Below are 18,660 nucleotides of genomic sequence, written 5' to 3' on the forward strand. Positions count from 1 at the left end.
AATGTCCGGGAGAGCAAGATGGCCGATATAACCTTAATCAGTGGCAGTACCCTGGGTAGTGCAGAGTACGTGGCTGAACATCTCGAAGAAAAATTACAGGATGCAGGCTTTTCGACGCAGATGCTGCATGGCCCGGCACTGGATGAACTGCCGGCCGCGGGGATCTGGCTGGTGGTCAGCTCTACCCATGGCGCGGGCGATATTCCTGACAATCTGCTGCCGCTCTTTGAAACCATCCGTGACACCCAGCCCGACCTCTCTCAGGTGCGGTTCGGTGCCGTCGGACTCGGCAATCATGAATACGATCTCTTTTGTGGCGCGATCCGCCAGATTGAAGCCCTGTTGATCGAGCGGGGTGCGCACCGGATCGGCGATCGTCTGGAGATTGACGTGCTGGAGCATGAAATTCCCGAAGATCCGGCTGAGGCCTGGCTGGAAAGTTGGAAAACTGCGATCTGAAAGCGGTCGGGGATCGCGAAATAGTCACGATCCCCAGTGAAAGATGCTGATTTTATCCTTTTCCGCTTTTTTGTTTTGTGGATAACTACCCCTTAATCGTGCGTATAACCGGTAGTTATCCAAAGAACAACCCGAGAACGTTTTTTGAGCTGTGGATAAAAGGGCTTTTTGATCCCAGCTTATACGGATCAGGATCACCGATCATTCACAGCTAACGATCCTCGCTATCCTGTTGTTTATCCGCCGCTTCTGGCAGATATCCACAGGCGACCGGGATCCTAATAAGAGATCTAACAGAAAGATCATATACAGATCTAAGATCCTTTCTTTTAAAACCTGACGATCCCGCGACTTTCACCCCAGCCGGAATTTGAGTAGAATCCACGCCCCAGGACGACGATCCTGCACGTTAATTAACCGAGGTACCACTTCATGTTTTATCAGGATCCTTTTGACGTCATCGTAATCGGTGGTGGTCATGCGGGCACCGAAGCCGCAATGGCGGCCGCCCGAATGGGTCAGCAAACCCTTTTACTCACCCATAACATTGATACGCTTGGACAAATGTCCTGTAACCCGGCGATCGGTGGCATTGGCAAAGGACATCTGGTGAAGGAAGTGGATGCCTTAGGGGGTCTGATGGCCCGAGCAATCGACCAGGCAGGTATTCAGTTCAGGATACTAAACGCGAGCAAAGGACCCGCGGTTCGGGCAACCCGCGCGCAGGCGGATCGTGTGCTCTATCGGCAGGCCGTGCGCACCGCTCTGGAGAATCAGCCCAACCTGATGATCTTCCAGCAGGCAGTTGACGATCTTATCGTGGAAAACGATCGCGTCGTCGGCGCGGTCACACAGATGGGCCTGAAGTTCCGCGCAAAAACCGTAGTTCTGACCGTCGGCACGTTCCTCGATGGCAAAATTCATATTGGTCTGGACAACTACAGTGGTGGTCGCGCAGGTGATCCCCCGTCTGATCCCCCTGGCAAAACGCCTGCGTGCACTGCCGCTGCGGGTGAATCGTCTTAAGACCGGCACACCGCCGCGCATTGATGCGCGCTCCATCGATTTTTCGGTGCTGACGCCACAGCACGGTGACAACCCGATGCCGGTCTTCTCGTTCATGGGCAATGTTTCTGAGCATCCGCAGCAGGTGCCGTGCTGGATCACCCATACCAACGAGAAAACCCATGACGTGATCCGCAGTAACCTGGATCGCAGCCCGATGTATGCCGGGATCATCGAAGGGATCGGCCCGCGTTATTGCCCATCGATCGAAGATAAGGTGATGCGCTTTGCCGATCGCAACTCGCATCAGATCTTCCTGGAGCCTGAAGGGCTGACCAGCAACGAGATCTACCCAAACGGTATCTCTACCAGTCTGCCGTTTGATGTACAGATTGAGATCGTTCGCTCGATGCAGGGCATGCAGAACGCGAAGATCGTACGTCCTGGCTATGCCATCGAGTATGACTTCTTCGATCCGCGCGATCTGAAACCGACACTTGAGAGCAAATTTATTCACGGCCTGTTCTTTGCCGGTCAGATTAATGGCACCACCGGCTATGAAGAAGCGGCGGCGCAGGGCATGCTGGCCGGTCTGAACGCGGCCCGTCAGTCTGCAGATAAAGAGGGCTGGGCACCGCGTCGTGATCAGGCTTATCTGGGCGTGCTGGTTGACGATCTGTGCACACTCGGTACTAAAGAGCCGTACCGCATGTTTACCTCGCGTGCTGAATATCGTCTGATGCTGCGCGAAGATAATGCTGACCTGCGTCTGACCGAAACGGGCCGTGAGCTGGGCCTGGTCGATGATGCGCGCTGGGCGCGTTTCAATCAGAAGCTGGAAGCAATCGAACAGGAGCGTCAGCGTCTGCGTGATATCTGGGTTCATCCGAAGTCCGCACATGTGACAGAGGTGAATACGGTACTCAGTGCGCCGCTGACCAAAGAAGCCAGCGGGGAAGATCTGCTGCGCCGTCCTGAGATGACCTATCTGAAGCTGATGTCGCTCGAGAGTTATGGTCCGGCGCTGGCGGATGAGCAGGCTGCAGAGCAGGTTGAAATCCAGGTCAAATATGAAGGTTATATCGCGCGTCAGCAGGAAGAGATCGATCGCCAGCTGCGGAACGAGAATACGCTGCTGCCGGTGGAACTCGACTATCGTCAGGTCAGTGGCCTCTCTAACGAGGTGATCGCCAAGCTGAACGATCACAAGCCGACGTCGATTGGTCAGGCGACCCGCATTTCGGGGATTACCCCGGCGGCCATCTCAATTCTGCTGATCTATCTGAAAAAACAGGGTCTGCTGCGCAAAAGCGCCTGATCTGAAACGGGGCGAGGCGACTCGCCCCCGCTGAATGGACTTATGCTGTGATCAACACACTCACATCGCTGCTGAAAGCAGCCGGTATTTCCCTCTCCGAACAACAAAAACAGCAGCTGATTGCCTATGTCGGCCTGCTGGACAAGTGGAACAAAGCCTACAACCTGACCTCGGTGCGCGACCCGCAGCAGATGCTGGTTCGCCATATCCTCGACAGCATTGTTGTAGCGCCGCACCTTTGCGGTTCACGCTTTATCGATGTCGGCACCGGTCCCGGCCTGCCAGGGATTCCGCTGGCTATCGTGATGCCGGATGCTCACTTTACGCTGCTCGACAGTCTGGGCAAACGGGTCCGTTTTCTGCGCCAGGTTCAGCATGAGTTAGGACTCACTAACATTACTCCGGTTCAGAGCCGGGTTGAGGCGTTTTCGGCTGAACCCCCTTTTGATGGCGTCATCAGCCGGGCCTTTGCATCGCTCACCGATATGGTGAACTGGTGTCATCATCTGCCGGGCAGGGAAGGGCGCTTTTTCGCGCTCAAAGGCGTGCGTCCGGATGATGAACTGGCTGAATTACCGGCTGGCTACGTCTCTGAGGCGGTCATCAGGTTGCAGGTTCCGCAGCTGGAAGGCGACCGCCATCTGGTGATCCTTCGTCGCCAGTAGGGGCATGCCGGGCAGGAGTTGCATACTTTTCAGCCCCCGCTCCAGGCGGGGTGCGGGAAAAATGCGCAGACGATACAGAATCAAAAAAAGTTTCTGATTCAGCCTAAGCGATGTGAAGGTTAAAAAGGGCGACGGAAATTATCCGAAAAGCTCTGTTACATTTAACGAATAATTCACATTCAGTTATCAGAAATATCACCTGTATAGCGGAGTAACGGAATAGAAGTAGTCACGGCTGAAAATATATCGTGGTAATAACTTTGCGTACGTAATATCAATTTCACGTTTATCGGACACTGTTGGCTGTCAATAGCGTGTTTTCGATAAAAATAGTTTTGGAAAGGCTGCTATAAAATCTTAACCCTATGATTTTAAAAGGCTAATATTTGTTACGGATTGTTCTTAAATAGCGCGAAGATAAAACTCAGGCTGGCAGGTTTGCTTATTATGTGATCTAAAGCACGCTTTAAAAGCCCGATGCACGAGATTTTTTGGTCAGATTTGGGTGAATCTCCGCAGGGCGATCTTTAGAAAAATAGCCTTCCGGAAAGAAATTTAAATAATTGTTCACCTTTTCGCTACTTACCGATTGAAATCGCAGGTGCGGCCCGTATAATTTGCACGGCTTTTGCTGCTTGACTCAACTGCGCAAAGGCAGTCTTATACGACACGCGACATACCCCTAACGGGGCAGGAGAGTATCAGCGTCATGTCAGTGTCTCTTTACAGTGTAAAATTCGCCCGAACGGTGCTGATGATTCAGCTGGTGACGATAGTCATCATCGGTGCACTCTTTGCTGTGAAAGATGTCATCTGGGGTGTCTCTGCTCTGGCTGGCGGTGCGGCAGCCTGGCTGCCAAACGTATTGTTTTTGTTTTTAGCCTGGCGCCTGCAGGGGCAACCCCCCGCTTCGGGGCGAGTCGCGTGGAGCTTCGCTTTGGGTGAAATAGCCAAAGTGTTTGCGACCATCATTTTGCTCATTGTGGCGTTGGGTCTATTCGGAGCGGCTTTCTGGCCGGTCGGAGTAACCTGGTTATCGGTGCTGGTGGTACAAATGCTGGCACCGGCGGTAATTAACAACAAAGGGTAAGAGGCATCATGGCTGCAGGAGAAATCTCTACTCCGCAAGAGTACATTGGTCACCACCTGACACATCTTCAGTTGGACCTGCGTACCTTCGAGTTAGTGAATCCGCACGACGCTCCCGCGACGTTCTGGGTATTAAATATCGATTCCATGTTTTTCTCTCTGGTGCTGGGAGTTATCTTCCTGGTGTTGTTCCGTAGCGTGGCGAAATCTGTCACCAGCGGTGTGCCAGGGAAAATGCAGGCGGCTATCGAACTGGTTGTCGGTTTCGTTGATAGTAACGTGCGCGACATGTATCACGGTAAGAGCAAACTTATCGCCCCGCTGGCTCTGACAATTTTTGTCTGGGTCTTCCTGATGAACTTCATGGATCTGCTGCCAATCGACCTGCTGCCATATATTGGTGAGCATCTGTTGGGGTTACCGGCGCTGCGCGTCGTACCATCTGCAGACGTGAACATCACGCTGTCTATGGCGTTGGGCGTATTTATTTTGATTCTGTTCTACAGCATCAAAATGAAAGGCATTGGCGGCTTCACGAAAGAGCTGACGCTGCAGCCTTTTAACCACCCGATCTTCATCCCGATCAACCTGATTCTGGAAGGGGTCAGCCTGCTGTCTAAGCCTGTGTCACTGGGTTTACGACTGTTCGGTAACATGTATGCGGGTGAACTGATCTTTATCCTTATTGCCGGTCTGTTGCCGTGGTGGTCGCAGTGGGTGCTGAATGTGCCGTGGGCCATTTTCCACATCCTGATCATTTCGCTACAGGCTTTCATTTTCATGGTCCTCACGATCGTCTATCTGTCGATGGCATCTGAAGAGCATTGATTTTTTTCTCAACACTACTTTCCCTCCTGATTCCGGGTGGCAGCGCACGCCGCTGAAGCCCGGAAGATGAAGGGAGCATTTAACTGAAACAAACTGGAGACTGTCATGGAAAACCTGAATATGGATCTGCTGTACATGGCTGCCGCTGTGATGATGGGCCTGGCGGCAATCGGTGCTGCGATCGGTATCGGCATCCTCGGAGGAAAATTCCTGGAAGGCGCTGCTCGTCAGCCTGACCTGATTCCTCTGCTGCGTACGCAGTTCTTTGTTGTAATGGGTCTGGTGGATGCAATCCCGATGATCGCTGTTGGTCTGGGTCTGTACGTGATGTTTGCTGTCGCCTAAAGCCCCTGTGTTCACTCAACGCACAATGTGCAGGGGTGAACGGATTCTGCCGCTTATCACAACGATAACGGCAGAAAAGTTAAATACTCAATCTAGAGGCATTGTGCTGTGAACATTAATGCAACAATCCTCGGCCAGGCTATCGCGTTCATCCTGTTTGTCGCGTTCTGCATGAAGTACGTATGGCCGCCGATTATGGCTGCCATCGAAAAGCGCCAGAAAGAAATTGCTGAAGGCCTTGCTTCTGCTGAACGTGCAAAGAAAGATTTGGATCTCGCGCAGGCTAATGCGACCGACCAGCTGAAAAAAGCCAAAGAAGACGCTCAGGTCATTATCGAGCAAGCGAACAAGCGTCGCGCGCAGATTCTGGACGAAGCCAAAACCGAAGCTGAAAACGAACGTAATCGCATCGTGACACAAGCGCAGGCTGAAATTGACGCCGAACGCAAACGTGCGCGTGAAGAGCTGCGTAAGCAGGTTGCGTTGCTGGCGATGGCTGGTGCCGAGAAGATCATCGAACGTTCCGTGGATGAAGCTGCTAACAGCGACATCGTTGATAAACTGGTCGCTGAACTGTAAGGAGGGAGGGGCTGATGTCTGATCTGATTACTGTAGCTCGCCCCTACGCCAAAGCAGCTTTTGACTTTGCTGTTGAGCATCAAAGTATAGAACGCTGGCAACAGATGCTGGCGTTTGCCGCAGAAGTGGCTCGCAATGAACAGATGGCTGATCTTCTTTCAGGTGCCTTAGCACCCGAAGCGTTGGCAGCGTCGTTTAACGCAGTCTGTGGTGATCAACTGGATGAACCCGCGCAGAACCTGATTAAGGTGATGGCGGAAAACGGACGTTTGACAGCGCTTCCGGCTGTACTGGCACTTTACATCGAACTGCGTGACGCTCACGAAGCTACCGCTGAAGTCGATGTTATCTCCGCCAGTACGCTGAGTGACGACCAGCTGAATAAAATCAGCGCCGCGATGGAAAAACGTCTGTCACGCAAAGTTAAGCTGAATTGCAAAATTGATAAGTCTGTGATGGCAGGCGTGATCATCCGTGCGGGTGATCTGGTTATTGATGGCAGCGTACGCGGCCGTCTTGACCGTCTGGCTGACGTCTTGCAGTCTTAAGGGGACTGGAGCATATGCAACTGAATTCCACCGAAATCAGCGAACTGATCAAGCAGCGCATTGCTCAGTTCAATGTCGTGAGTGAAGCTCACAACGAAGGTACGATTGTTTCTGTAAGTGACGGTATCATCCGCGTACACGGCCTGGCCGATGTGATGCAGGGTGAGATGATTGCCCTGCCGGGTAACCGTTACGCTATCGCCCTGAACCTCGAGCGTGACTCGGTTGGTGCAGTGGTGATGGGCCCTTACGCTGACCTCGCCGAAGGCATGAAGGTTAAGTGTACTGGCCGTATTCTTGAAGTACCGGTAGGCCGTGGCCTGCTGGGCCGCGTCGTGAACACCCTGGGTGCGCCTATCGACGGTAAAGGTGCTATCGACAACGACGGTTTCTCACCGGTCGAAGTGATTGCGCCTGGCGTTATCGATCGTCAGTCAGTCGACCAGCCGGTTCAGACCGGTTATAAGTCTGTCGATGCGATGATTCCAATCGGCCGTGGCCAGCGTGAGCTGATCATCGGTGACCGTCAGACCGGTAAAACCGCGATGGCGATCGATGCGATCATCAACCAGCGCGATTCAGGCATCAAGTGTGTCTACGTTGCGATTGGTCAGAAAGCCTCAACCATCTCTAACGTGGTTCGTAAGCTGGAAGAGCATGGCGCACTGCAGAACACCATCGTTGTTGTGGCGTCTGCGTCTGAATCTGCTGCACTGCAGTATCTCTCTCCATACGCAGGCTGTGCGATGGGTGAATACTTCCGTGACCGCGGTGAAGATGCACTGATTGTTTATGATGACCTCTCCAAGCAGGCTATCGCTTACCGTCAGATTTCGCTGCTGCTGCGTCGTCCACCAGGTCGTGAAGCGTTCCCTGGCGACGTGTTCTATCTCCACTCCCGTCTGCTGGAACGTGCATCACGCGTAAGCGCTGATTATGTAGAACGTTTCACCAATGGCGCAGTGACAGGTAAAACCGGTTCACTGACCGCGCTGCCGATCATCGAAACCCAGGCGGGCGACGTTTCTGCGTTCGTTCCGACCAACGTAATCTCGATTACTGATGGTCAGATCTTCCTGGAATCGAACCTGTTCAACTCCGGTATTCGTCCGGCGGTTAACCCAGGTATTTCGGTATCCCGTGTAGGTGGTGCTGCTCAGACCAAGATCATCAAAAAACTGTCCGGTGGTATCCGTACCGCGCTGGCACAGTATCGTGAACTGGCGGCGTTCTCGCAGTTCGCTTCCGATCTGGATGATGCAACCCGCAAACAGCTGAGCCACGGTCAGAAAGTGACCGAGCTGCTGAAGCAGAAACAGTATGCGCCGATGTCTGTCGCGCAGCAGGGTCTGGTTCTGTTCGCTGCAGAGCGTGGCTACCTGAACGACGTTGAACTGGCAAAAATTGGCAGCTTCGAAGCTGCGCTGCTGGCTTTCGCCGATCGCGACCACGCTGAGCTGATGGCTGAAATCAACCAGTCTGGCAACTTTAACAACGATATCGAAGCGAAGCTGAAAGGCCTGATCGATACGTTTAAAGCAACCCAGTCCTGGTAATGTCTGGCGGCTTGTCTGAAAAGACAGGCCGCAAGGCTTTGAGGAGAAGCTAATGGCCGGCGCAAAAGAGATACGAAGCAAGATCGGAAGCGTGAAAAACACGCAGAAGATCACCAAAGCGATGGAAATGGTCGCCGCCTCCAAAATGCGTAAAACGCAGGAACGCATGGCGGCCAGCCGTCCGTATGCAGACACCATGCGCAAAGTGATTGGTCACCTTGCGTTGGGTAATCTGGAATACAAGCACCCTTACCTGGAAGAGCGCGACGTGAAGCGCGTCGGCTACCTGGTCGTTTCAACAGACCGCGGGCTTTGTGGTGGTTTGAACATTAACCTGTTCAAAAAATTACTGGCGGATATGAAGTCCTGGTCCGATAAAGGCGTGCAGAGCGATCTGTCGATTATCGGCTCTAAAGGGGCGTCATTCTTCAGTGCTGTGGGTGGCAACATCGTGGCGCAGGTTAGCGGCATGGGCGATAAACCTGCCCTGTCCGATCTGATCGGCCCGGTAAAAGTGATGTTGCAGGCTTATGATGAAGGCCGCATCGACAAGCTGATGATCGTCAGTAACAAGTTCAATAACACCATGTCTCAGACTCCGACCATCACCCAACTGCTGCCGTTAGCGCCAGCGGAAGGTGAAGAAGAGATGAAGGCGAAGACCTGGGATTACCTGTACGAACCCGATCCGAAAGCGCTGCTGGATACCCTGCTGCGTCGTTATGTCGAATCGCAGGTTTATCAGGGTGTGGTGGAAAATCTGGCCAGTGAGCAGGCCGCACGTATGGTGGCAATGAAAGCTGCAACCGACAACGGCGGAAATCTGATCAAAGAGCTGCAGTTGATTTACAACAAAGCTCGTCAGGCCAGCATCACCCAGGAACTTACCGAGATCGTCTCGGGGGCCTCCGCGGTTTAACCAGGTTTGGAATTAGGTAGAGGATTCAAGATGGCAACTGGAAAGATTGTCCAGATTATCGGCGCCGTTGTTGACGTCGAATTCCCTCAGGACGCGGTACCGCAAGTGTACAGCGCCCTTGAGGTGATGAATGGTGATGCGCGTCTGGTGCTGGAAGTTCAGCAGCAGCTGGGCGGCGGCGTAGTACGTACCATTGCAATGGGTACGTCTGATGGCCTGAAGCGTGGTCTGAGTGTCAACGACCTGCAGAAACCGATTCAGGTACCCGTCGGTAAAGCGACCCTGGGCCGTATCATGAACGTTCTCGGCGAGCCAATCGATATGAAAGGCGACCTGAAAGAAGAAGATGGCAGCGCAGTAGAGATCGCCTCTATTCACCGTGCAGCGCCTTCTTATGAAGAACAGTCTAACTCGCAGGAACTGCTGGAAACCGGCATCAAGGTTATCGACCTGATGTGCCCGTTTGCTAAAGGCGGTAAAGTGGGTCTGTTCGGTGGTGCGGGTGTAGGTAAAACCGTCAACATGATGGAACTGATCCGTAACATCGCGGCTGAACACTCAGGTTACTCTGTGTTTGCCGGTGTGGGTGAGCGTACTCGTGAGGGTAACGACTTCTACCACGAAATGACCGACTCAAACGTTATCGATAAAGTTGCCCTGGTCTATGGCCAGATGAACGAGCCGCCGGGTAACCGTCTGCGCGTGGCACTGACCGGTCTGACCATGGCGGAAAAATTCCGTGATGAAGGCCGCGACGTTCTGCTGTTCATCGATAACATCTACCGTTACACCCTGGCCGGTACAGAAGTGTCTGCACTGCTGGGTCGTATGCCATCTGCAGTAGGTTACCAGCCAACGCTGGCCGAAGAGATGGGTGTGTTGCAGGAGCGTATTACCTCCACCAAAACCGGTTCAATCACCTCCGTACAGGCCGTTTACGTCCCTGCGGATGACCTGACTGACCCGTCACCAGCGACCACCTTTGCGCACTTAGACTCAACCGTTACGCTGAGCCGTCAGATCGCCTCTCTGGGTATCTACCCGGCCGTTGACCCGCTGGATTCCACCAGCCGTCAGCTGGATCCGCTGGTTGTGGGTCAGGAGCACTATGATGTTGCGCGTGGCGTTCAGTCACTGCTGCAGCGTTATCAGGAGCTGAAAGACATCATCGCCATCCTCGGTATGGATGAGCTGTCTGAAGAAGACAAACTGCTGGTGGCACGTGCGCGTAAGATTCAGCGCTTCCTGTCTCAGCCATTCTTCGTAGCGGAAGTATTCACCGGTTCACCGGGCAAATACGTTACGCTGAAAGACACTATCCGTGGCTTTAAAGGCATCATGGAAGGTGAGTTTGACCACCTGCCAGAGCAGGCCTTCTACATGGTTGGTGCCATCGAAGAAGCCGTGGAAAAAGCGAAGAAACTGTAATAACGGTTTCCCGGGAGGAAGATTATGGCTATGACTTATCACCTGGATGTGGTCAGCGCAGAAGAACAGCTGTTCTCTGGTCTGGTACAGAAAATTCAGGTGTCAGGTAGCGAAGGTGAACTGGGGATTTTCCCTGGCCATGCGCCGCTGCTGACTGCCATTAAGCCTGGAATGATCCGTATCGTGAAACAGCACGGTGAAGAGGAGTATATTTACCTCTCTGGCGGCGTGCTGGAAGTGCAACCGGGCAGCAGCACTGTCCTGGCCGATACCGCGATTCGCGGTACCGACCTGGATGAAGCGCGTGCTCTGGAAGCAAAACGCAAAGCAGAAGAGCACATGAACAGCAGCCACGGCGACGTGGACTATGCTCAGGCCTCTGCCGAGCTGGCGAAAGCCATTGCTAAACTGCGCGTGATCGAACTGACCAAAAAAGCGATGTAATCCAGCTTTATGCGTCACGAAATGCCAGCCCTCGGGCTGGCATTTTTTTTGTCTGACCAGCCCGATCTGCCTGTTCGCCTAATTTCGGCCTGAGAAAAATGTAGTAATCTCAACCCCAAACCGCTTTACTTTCACCCGTAAAAATTCACTCAGGATGGTTATGTCTAACAGTGCAATGAGTGTGGTGATCCTGGCCGCTGGCAAGGGCACCCGTATGTATTCCGATCTGCCTAAAGTGCTGCACACGCTGGCAGGCAAACCGATGGTTCAGCATGTGATTGATGCCGCTAAAGGGCTGGGTGCGCAGCAGGTGCATCTGGTTTATGGCCACGGCGGCGACCGTCTCAAAGCGACGCTGACCGACAGCACACTTAACTGGGTGCTGCAGGCGGAGCAGCTCGGCACCGGCCATGCGATGCAGCAGGCGGCGCCGGCATTTGCTGACGATGAAGACATTATGATGCTCTACGGCGACGTGCCGCTGATCGCCGGGGCCACGCTGCAGCGTCTGCGTGATGCAAAACCCGAGGGCGGCATCGGTTTACTCACCGTCGTGCTGGACGATCCCACTGGCTACGGCCGTATTGTGCGTGAAAACGGCATCATCACCGGCATTGTCGAGCAGAAAGATGCCAGTCCGGCAGAGCTCCGCATCAATGAGATCAATACCGGCATCCTGATTGCCAACGGCGGCGATCTGAAACGCTGGCTGGCGCAGCTCACCAATAACAACGCGCAGGGTGAATATTACATTACCGACATCATCGCGCTGGCGCATCTGGAGGGGCGGATGATTAAGGCGGTCCATCCAGCACGCATCAGTGAAACCGATGGCGTGAATAACCGGCTGCAGCTGGCAACCTTGGAGCGCACCTTCCAGGCTGAGCAGGCAGAAAAACTGCTGCTGGCGGGCGTGATGCTGCGCGATCCGGCGCGGTTCGACCTGCGCGGCACGCTGACGCATGGCCGGGATGTGGAAATCGATACTAACGTCATTATTGAAGGCGATGTCACGCTGGGGGCGCGCGTGAAAATCGGCACGGGCTGCGTGATCAGAAACAGCGTGATTGGCGACGACTGCGAAATCAGCCCCTATACGGTGATCGAGGATGCAAATCTGGCGACCGCCTGTACCGTCGGTCCCTTTGCCCGTCTGCGTCCTGGCAGCGAGCTGGCGGAGGCCGCCCACGTAGGCAACTTCGTTGAAATGAAAAAAGCACGCCTGGGCAAGGGATCAAAAGCCGGTCACCTCTCCTATCTCGGTGACGCCGAGATTGGCAATAACGTAAACATCGGCGCGGGCACCATTACCTGTAACTATGATGGCGCCAATAAATCGAAAACCGTGATCGGCGATGATGTCTTTGTAGGATCGGACACCCAGCTGGTGGCGCCGGTCAGCGTGGCGGCAGGCACCACCATTGCAGCAGGCACCACCATCATGAAGGATGTGACTGAGGCAGGTCTGGTCTACAACGGCAAAGCGCAGAATCACAAAGCGGACTGGCAGCGTCCGGTAAAGAAAAAATAAAATTTTAACGGCCCGCTTTACGCGGGCCGATGCAGTGCAGTGCCAGAACTATAATCCCCACTCTCTACAAGGCTCGGGGAACCGGCAACGCCGGATATCAGGTCGCATGACAACAGAAGTGGCGAAAAGCCATGTAGTCAGGAAAACATCATTATGTGTGGAATTGTTGGTGCAGTAGCACAACGCGATATTGCAGAGATCCTGCTGGAAGGTCTGCGTCGTCTTGAATATCGCGGATATGATTCGGCCGGTCTGGCCGTGGTCGATCGTCAGGGGCACGTTACGCGCCTGCGTCGTTTGGGAAAAGTGCAGAAACTGGCGGAAGCGGCCGAACAGCAGCCGCTGATTGGGGGCACCGGTATCGCGCATACGCGCTGGGCCACCCATGGTGAGCCTTCGGAGGCGAACGCGCATCCGCATGTCTCAGAGCACATCATCATCGTACACAACGGCATCATTGAGAACCATGAGCCGCTTCGCGCGGAGCTGATCGAACGTGGCTACGTCTTTGCCTCTGAAACCGACACCGAAGTGGTGGCACATCTGGTTCACTGGGAGCAGAAGCAGGGCGGTTCGCTGCGCGAAGTTGTGCTGCGGGTCATCCCACAACTGCGGGGTGCCTATGGCATGGTGATCATGGACAGCCGCGATCCGTCACTGCTGGTGGCCGCCCGCTCCGGCAGTCCGCTGGTTATCGGTCGCGGCGTCGGTGAAAACTTTATTGCCTCCGATCAGCTCGCTCTGCTGCCGGTCACCCGCCGGTTTATCTATCTGGAAGAGGGTGATATTGCTGAGATCAGCCGTCGTGATGTCACGATCGTTGATCGTGAAGGCAACACGGTGACGCGCGCGGAGATCGAATCAAATCTGCAATATGATGCCGGTGACAAGGGCATCTACCGCCACTATATGCAGAAAGAGATCTACGAACAGCCGATGGCGCTGAAAAGCACCCTGAGCGGCCGGTTCAGCCAGGGACAGGTTGATCTCAGCGAACTGGGCGCGGGCGCAGAGGCGCTGCTGAGCCAGGTCGAGCATATCCAGATTATCGCCTGTGGCACCTCCTATAATTCCGGCATGGTGTCACGCTACTGGTTTGAGTCGCTGGCCAACATTCCCTGCGATGTGGAAATCGCCTCGGAATTCCGCTATCGCAAATCCGCGGTACGCAAAAACAGCCTGCTGATTACCCTGTCGCAGTCCGGCGAAACGGCTGATACGCTGGCGGCGCTGCGTCTCTCGAAAGAGCTGGGCTACCTGGGATCGCTGGCGGTCTGCAACGTGGCGGGTTCATCCCTGGTGCGCGAGTCTGACCTGGCGCTGATGACCAAAGCGGGCACCGAAATCGGCGTCGCCTCCACCAAAGCTTTTACCACGCAGCTCGCAGTGCTGCTGATGCTGGTGGCGAAACTGGGCCGGTTGAAAGGGATGTCTGCCGACACCGAGCATGAGATCGTGCATGCGCTGCAGGCGCTGCCGAGCCGCATTGAGCAGATGCTGGCGCAGGATAAGCTGATTGAGAATCTGGCCGAAGGCTTCTCCGACAAGCATCACGCGCTGTTCCTGGGCCGTGGCGATCAGTATCCGATCGCGATGGAAGGGGCGCTGAAGCTCAAGGAGATCTCCTACATTCATGCAGAGGCCTACGCTGCAGGCGAGCTGAAACATGGCCCGCTGGCACTGATCGATGCCGATATGCCGGTGATCGTGGTAGCCCCTAACAACGAACTGCTGGAAAAGCTCAAGTCCAACATCGAAGAGGTGCGCGCGCGTGGTGGTCTGCTCTACGTCTTTGCGGACCAGGATGCGGGCTTCAGCGACAGCGACGGGATGAAGATTATCCCGCTGCCACATGTGGAAGAGGTGATTGCGCCAATCTTCTACACCGTGCCGTTGCAGTTACTCTCCTATCACGTCGCCCTGATTAAAGGCACCGACGTCGACCAGCCACGTAACCTGGCTAAATCGGTTACCGTGGAATAAAAAAGTGGGCCCCGTCGTGGGCCCGCTTCATTTCAGCGCACTGTCATATAACTGTCATATTTCGTACATTTCACTGTCATCAAACTGTCCTATTTTCCCTCCTGCAGCAATCACTGACTCTTACTAAAACGGCCCCGAGCCTGACTTTTCTCCCCTGGAGGGAACATGACACTGATGCGTAGCACCGTAGCCCGACTCCTCGCCACCACTTTCGCTGTAAGCGCGGTCTCTGCTTTTGCGGCAACCGATCTCACTGGCGCAGGCGGGACGTTCCCGGCGCCGGTTTATGCCAAGTGGGCAGCAGAATATCAGCAAGCCACCGGTAGCAAAATTAACTACCAGGGTATCGGTTCATCTGGCGGCGTGAAACAGATCATCGCCAAAACCGTGGATTTCGGTGCGTCAGATGCACCGATGAAAGAGGAAGACCTGCAGAAAAATGGCCTGTTCCAGTTCCCGACCGTAATCGGTGGCGTGGTGCTGGCGGTTAACCTGCCGGGCATCAAGTCAGGTCAGCTGACGCTGGATGGCAAAACCGTGGGTGATATCTACCTCGGCACCATCAAAAAGTGGAACGACCCGGCGATTGCGAAACTCAACCCGGGTGTGAAACTGCCGGAAACCAACATCAACGTGGTACGCCGCGCTGACGGTTCAGGCACCTCCTTCGTCTTCACCAGCTATCTGGCGAAAGTGAACGAAGAGTGGAACAGCAAAATTGGTAAAGGCAACACCGTTAACTGGCCGGTCGGTCTGGGCGGTAAAGGCAATGACGGCGTCGCCGCCTTCGTTCAGCGTCTGCCGGGTTCCATCGGCTATGTGGAATACGCCTACGCCAAACAGAACAACCTGACCTACACCAGACTGATGGATGCCGATGGCAAAGCGGTCGCGCCGAGCGAAACCAGCTTCAGCAATGCGGCGAAAGGCGCTGACTGGAGCAAATCGTTCGCACAGGATCTGACCTTCCAGAAGGGAACGGATGCCTGGCCTATCTCCTCAACCACCTTCATCCTGATCTACAAAGATCAGGCGAATGCGGCCAAGGGCGCCGAAGTGCTGAAGTTCTTTGACTGGGCGTACAAAAGCGGCAGCAAAACGGCCACCGCGCTGGATTACGCTGCGCTGCCGGATAGCGTGACCGAACAGATTCGCGCCGCCTGGAAAGCCAACATCAAAGACAGTTCTGGTAAAGCGCTGTATCAGTAATGGACCGACCCTGACCGGACACTGCGCCGGTCAATCCTGCGGGCGGCGTGATGCCGCCCTGATAACTTCTGAAGACCGAGACTTTTATGGCTGCAACGAAGCCGGCATTCAAAGCCCCAGGCAAACAGGGTGACAGAATTTTTGGCGCGCTGGTCAGGCTAGCGGCGCTGATTGTCCTGTTACTGATGGGCGGCATTATCGTCTCCCTGATCATCTCCTCGTGGCCCAGCATCCAGAAATTTGGTTTCGCCTTTTTGTGGACCAAAACCTGGGATGCGCCCAACGAACAGTTTGGCGCACTGGTACCGATCTACGGCACCCTTGTGACCTCGATTATCGCGCTGATCATCGCCGTGCCGGTGAGCTTTGGTATCGCGCTGTTCCTGACTGAACTCGCGCCAGGCTGGCTGCGTCGCCCGCTGGGCACCGCCATCGAACTGCTGGCGGCGATTCCGAGTATTGTTTACGGCATGTGGGGCCTGTTTATCTTTGCGCCGCTGTTTGCCGAATATTTTCAGACGCCGGTCAACGACGTGATGTCGGGCATTCCGATTGTGGGCGAGCTCTTCTCCGGCCCCGCGTTCGGCATCGGGATCCTCGCCGCAGGCGTCATTCTGGCGATCATGATCATTCCTTACATCGCTTCGGTCATGCGCGACGTCTTCGAGCAGACCCCGGTAATGATGAAAGAATCCGCCTACGGTATTGGCTGCACCACCTGGGAAGTGATCTGGCGCATCGTTCTGCCGTTTACCAAAAACGGCGTGATTGGCGGGGTGATGCTGGGGCTGGGTCGTGCGCTGGGTGAGACGATGGCGGTGACCTTTATCATCGGCAACACCTACCAGCTCGACAGCCCGTCGCTGTTTATGCCGGGCAACAGTATCACCTCGGCGCTGGCCAACGAGTTCGCGGAAGCGGAGTCGGGCGTCCACGTCGCGGCGCTGATGGAGCTGGGCCTGATCCTGTTTGTGATTACCTTTATCGTGCTGGCGATTTCAAAACTGATGATTATGCGTCTGGCGAAAAGTGAAGGAGCGCGCTCATGACCACGATTGAAATTCAGGCGCGTGCCGAACTGGACGCGTCACGCCGCAAAATGCAGGCCTGGCGCAGCACCAAAAATAAAATTGCCCTGACGCTGTCGATGCTGACGATGGCCTTCGGGCTGTTCTGGCTGGTCTGGATCCTGTTCACCACCGTGACGCGTGGCGTGGATGGCCTCTCCCTGTCGCTGTTCACCGAATCGACCCCACCACCGAACACGGCAGGCGGCGGTCTGGCGAATGCCCTGGCGGGCAGTGGCTTACTGATTTTCTGGTCGACCTTTTTCGGGACGCCGCTGGGCATCATGGCCGGGATCTATCTGGCGGAGTATGGGCGCAAATCCGCTCTGTCAGAGGTCATCCGTTTTATTAACGATATTCTGCTGTCAGCACCTTCGATTGTGGTCGGCCTGTTCGTCTATACCCTTGTCGTGTCGCAGATGCAGCATTTTTCCGGCTGGGCCGGGGTGATTGCGCTGGCGCTGCTGCAGGTGCCGATTGTGATCCGCACGACCGAAAACATGCTGCGTCTGGTGCCGGACAGCATGCGTGAAGCCGCCTATGCGCTTGGTACGCCGAAGTGGAAAATGATTTCGGCCATCACCCTGAAAGCGTCGGTCTCCGGGATTATCACCGGCGTGCTGCTGGCTATCGCCCGCATTGCGGGTGAAACCGCCCCGCTGCTGTTCACGGCGCTGTCGAACCAGTTCTGGAGCACCGACATGATGCAGCCGCTGGCGAACCTGCCGGTCACCATTTTTAAGTTCGCTATGAGCCCCTTCGCCGAATGGCAGAGCCTGGCCTGGGCAGGCGTGCTGATTATTACCTTCTGCGTGCTGCTGCTGAATATTCTGGCGCGGGTCATTTTCGCCAAAGGTAAACACGGTTAACTTCCGGCGCGGCCCTGAGCGGCGCCGTATAAGAGAGATGAATTATGAGTATCGCGACAGCCTCAGCCGGTAAAATCCAGGTGCGTAATCTGAACTTCTATTACGGCAAGTTTCATGCGCTGAAGAACATCAATCTGGATATTGCTAAGAATCAGGTCACCGCGTTTATCGGGCCATCGGGCTGCGGTAAGTCGACCCTGCTGCGTACCTTTAATAAAATGTACTCACTCTATCCTGAGCAGCGGGCAGAAGGGGACATTCTGCTGGATGGCGAAAATATTCTGGCAACCCAGCAGGATATCGCGCTGCTGCGCGCCCGCGTCGGCATGGTCTTCCAGAAACCGACGCCGTTCCCGATGTCGATCTATGACAACATCGCCTTTGGTGTCCGCCTGTTTGAAAAACTCTCGCGTGCCGATATGGATGAGCGCGTGCAGTGGGCGCTGACCAAGGCGGCATTGTGGAATGAAACCAAAGACAAGCTGCACCAGAGCGGTTACAGTCTTTCCGGCGGCCAGCAGCAGCGTCTCTGCATCGCCCGCGGCATCGCGATTCGCCCGGAAGTGTTGCTGCTGGATGAGCCCTGCTCTGCGCTGGACCCTATCTCTACAGGCCGTATCGAGGAGCTGATCACCGAGCTGAAACAGGATTACACCGTGGTGATCGTGACGCACAACATGCAGCAGGCGGCCCGCTGCTCTGACCATACGGCTTTCATGTATCTGGGCGAACTGATCGAGTTCAGCGACACCGATACGCTGTTTACTAAGCCCGCACAAAAGCAAACCGAAGATTACATTACTGGCCGCTACGGCTGA

At 54.9% G+C, this 18,660-nt stretch carries 17 protein-coding genes and 1 pseudogene; all 18 read left to right on the forward strand.

Going from position 1 to position 18,660, the window contains the following annotated elements; genetic code table 11:
- The first annotated feature begins 18 nt into the window (after positions 1-18).
- Positions 19-459 carry an FMN-binding protein MioC gene (gene mioC / locus ACLHDD_RS15475; RefSeq protein ID WP_427104785.1) on the forward strand — a complete coding sequence of 147 codons (441 nt, stop codon included), beginning with the start codon at positions 19-21 and terminating at the stop codon, positions 457-459.
- Between the two features lie 432 nt (positions 460-891).
- Positions 892-2,782, forward strand: a pseudogene (gene mnmG / locus ACLHDD_RS15480) (tRNA uridine-5-carboxymethylaminomethyl(34) synthesis enzyme MnmG).
- A 47-nt stretch (positions 2,783-2,829) separates the two neighbouring features.
- A complete protein-coding gene (rsmG, locus tag ACLHDD_RS15485) occupies positions 2,830-3,447 on the forward strand; it encodes a 16S rRNA (guanine(527)-N(7))-methyltransferase RsmG (protein ID WP_427104786.1) in 618 nt (205 codons plus the stop codon).
- 709 nt (positions 3,448-4,156) lie between these two features.
- Positions 4,157-4,537, forward strand: a complete 381-nt coding sequence (gene atpI, locus ACLHDD_RS15490) for a F0F1 ATP synthase subunit I (protein WP_427104787.1) — start codon at positions 4,157-4,159, stop codon at positions 4,535-4,537.
- An 8-nt stretch (positions 4,538-4,545) separates the two neighbouring features.
- A complete protein-coding gene (atpB, locus tag ACLHDD_RS15495; protein ID WP_111140949.1) occupies positions 4,546-5,364 on the forward strand; it encodes a F0F1 ATP synthase subunit A in 819 nt (272 codons plus the stop codon).
- 105 nt (positions 5,365-5,469) lie between these two features.
- Positions 5,470-5,709: a F0F1 ATP synthase subunit C gene (atpE, locus tag ACLHDD_RS15500; RefSeq protein ID WP_003849523.1), complete on the forward strand. Its 240-nt coding sequence runs from the start codon at positions 5,470-5,472 to the stop codon at positions 5,707-5,709.
- A 108-nt stretch (positions 5,710-5,817) separates the two neighbouring features.
- Complete coding sequence (atpF, locus tag ACLHDD_RS15505) at positions 5,818-6,288, forward strand: F0F1 ATP synthase subunit B (protein WP_111140950.1); 471 nt, start codon at positions 5,818-5,820, stop codon at positions 6,286-6,288.
- A 14-nt stretch (positions 6,289-6,302) separates the two neighbouring features.
- Entirely contained in the window at positions 6,303-6,836 is a 534-nt protein-coding gene (gene atpH / locus ACLHDD_RS15510) for a F0F1 ATP synthase subunit delta (RefSeq protein ID WP_111140951.1), read from the forward strand.
- Positions 6,837-6,850: 14 nt separating this feature from the next.
- Positions 6,851-8,392, forward strand: a complete 1,542-nt coding sequence (gene atpA / locus ACLHDD_RS15515; RefSeq protein ID WP_003849532.1) for a F0F1 ATP synthase subunit alpha — start codon at positions 6,851-6,853, stop codon at positions 8,390-8,392.
- Between the two features lie 52 nt (positions 8,393-8,444).
- Positions 8,445-9,311, forward strand: a complete 867-nt coding sequence (gene atpG / locus ACLHDD_RS15520; protein ID WP_128084224.1) for a F0F1 ATP synthase subunit gamma — start codon at positions 8,445-8,447, stop codon at positions 9,309-9,311.
- 30 nt (positions 9,312-9,341) lie between these two features.
- Positions 9,342-10,739: a F0F1 ATP synthase subunit beta gene (gene atpD / locus ACLHDD_RS15525; protein ID WP_111141395.1), complete on the forward strand. Its 1,398-nt coding sequence runs from the start codon at positions 9,342-9,344 to the stop codon at positions 10,737-10,739.
- A gap of 24 nt (positions 10,740-10,763) precedes the next feature.
- Positions 10,764-11,183 (forward strand): F0F1 ATP synthase subunit epsilon, encoded by a 420-nt coding sequence (locus tag ACLHDD_RS15530; protein ID WP_008926374.1) that lies wholly within the window; start codon positions 10,764-10,766, stop codon positions 11,181-11,183.
- Between the two features lie 160 nt (positions 11,184-11,343).
- A complete protein-coding gene (glmU, locus tag ACLHDD_RS15535) occupies positions 11,344-12,714 on the forward strand; it encodes a bifunctional UDP-N-acetylglucosamine diphosphorylase/glucosamine-1-phosphate N-acetyltransferase GlmU (protein ID WP_427104788.1) in 1,371 nt (456 codons plus the stop codon).
- Positions 12,715-12,867: 153 nt separating this feature from the next.
- Positions 12,868-14,697, forward strand: a complete 1,830-nt coding sequence (gene glmS, locus ACLHDD_RS15540) for a glutamine--fructose-6-phosphate transaminase (isomerizing) (RefSeq protein WP_427104789.1) — start codon at positions 12,868-12,870, stop codon at positions 14,695-14,697.
- A 165-nt stretch (positions 14,698-14,862) separates the two neighbouring features.
- Complete coding sequence (gene pstS / locus ACLHDD_RS15545) at positions 14,863-15,906, forward strand: phosphate ABC transporter substrate-binding protein PstS (RefSeq protein WP_427104790.1); 1,044 nt, start codon at positions 14,863-14,865, stop codon at positions 15,904-15,906.
- 86 nt (positions 15,907-15,992) lie between these two features.
- Positions 15,993-16,955 (forward strand): phosphate ABC transporter permease PstC, encoded by a 963-nt coding sequence (gene pstC / locus ACLHDD_RS15550; RefSeq protein WP_427104791.1) that lies wholly within the window; start codon positions 15,993-15,995, stop codon positions 16,953-16,955.
- A complete protein-coding gene (gene pstA / locus ACLHDD_RS15555) occupies positions 16,952-17,842 on the forward strand; it encodes a phosphate ABC transporter permease PstA (protein WP_427104792.1) in 891 nt (296 codons plus the stop codon). Before pstC ends, pstA begins: the two co-directional genes overlap by 4 nt.
- A gap of 44 nt (positions 17,843-17,886) precedes the next feature.
- Complete coding sequence (pstB, locus tag ACLHDD_RS15560) at positions 17,887-18,660, forward strand: phosphate ABC transporter ATP-binding protein PstB (protein WP_313656090.1); 774 nt, start codon at positions 17,887-17,889, stop codon at positions 18,658-18,660.

It is taken from the genome of Pantoea sp. NSTU24 (genome assembly GCF_050157905.1).
Classification (GTDB): domain Bacteria; phylum Pseudomonadota; class Gammaproteobacteria; order Enterobacterales; family Enterobacteriaceae; genus Pantoea.

Excerpts from the sequence above, each read along its gene's own strand:
- atpB (WP_111140949.1), top strand. The coding sequence starts at position 4,546 with ATGGCTGCAGGAGAAATCTCTACTCCGCAAGAGTACATTGGTCACCAC.
- pstB (WP_313656090.1), top strand. The coding sequence starts at position 17,887 with ATGAGTATCGCGACAGCCTCAGCCGGTAAAATCCAGGTGCGTAATCTG.
- glmS (WP_427104789.1), top strand. The coding sequence starts at position 12,868 with ATGTGTGGAATTGTTGGTGCAGTAGCACAACGCGATATTGCAGAGATC.
- glmU (WP_427104788.1), top strand. The coding sequence starts at position 11,344 with ATGTCTAACAGTGCAATGAGTGTGGTGATCCTGGCCGCTGGCAAGGGC.
- mioC (WP_427104785.1), top strand. The coding sequence starts at position 19 with ATGGCCGATATAACCTTAATCAGTGGCAGTACCCTGGGTAGTGCAGAG.
- pstA (WP_427104792.1), top strand. The coding sequence starts at position 16,952 with ATGACCACGATTGAAATTCAGGCGCGTGCCGAACTGGACGCGTCACGC.
- atpG (WP_128084224.1), top strand. The coding sequence starts at position 8,445 with ATGGCCGGCGCAAAAGAGATACGAAGCAAGATCGGAAGCGTGAAAAAC.
- pstC (WP_427104791.1), top strand. The coding sequence starts at position 15,993 with ATGGCTGCAACGAAGCCGGCATTCAAAGCCCCAGGCAAACAGGGTGAC.
- ACLHDD_RS15530 (WP_008926374.1), top strand. The coding sequence starts at position 10,764 with ATGGCTATGACTTATCACCTGGATGTGGTCAGCGCAGAAGAACAGCTG.
- atpD (WP_111141395.1), top strand. The coding sequence starts at position 9,342 with ATGGCAACTGGAAAGATTGTCCAGATTATCGGCGCCGTTGTTGACGTC.
- pstS (WP_427104790.1), top strand. The coding sequence starts at position 14,863 with ATGACACTGATGCGTAGCACCGTAGCCCGACTCCTCGCCACCACTTTC.
- atpE (WP_003849523.1), top strand. The coding sequence starts at position 5,470 with ATGGAAAACCTGAATATGGATCTGCTGTACATGGCTGCCGCTGTGATG.
- atpA (WP_003849532.1), top strand. The coding sequence starts at position 6,851 with ATGCAACTGAATTCCACCGAAATCAGCGAACTGATCAAGCAGCGCATT.
- atpI (WP_427104787.1), top strand. The coding sequence starts at position 4,157 with ATGTCAGTGTCTCTTTACAGTGTAAAATTCGCCCGAACGGTGCTGATG.
- atpH (WP_111140951.1), top strand. The coding sequence starts at position 6,303 with ATGTCTGATCTGATTACTGTAGCTCGCCCCTACGCCAAAGCAGCTTTT.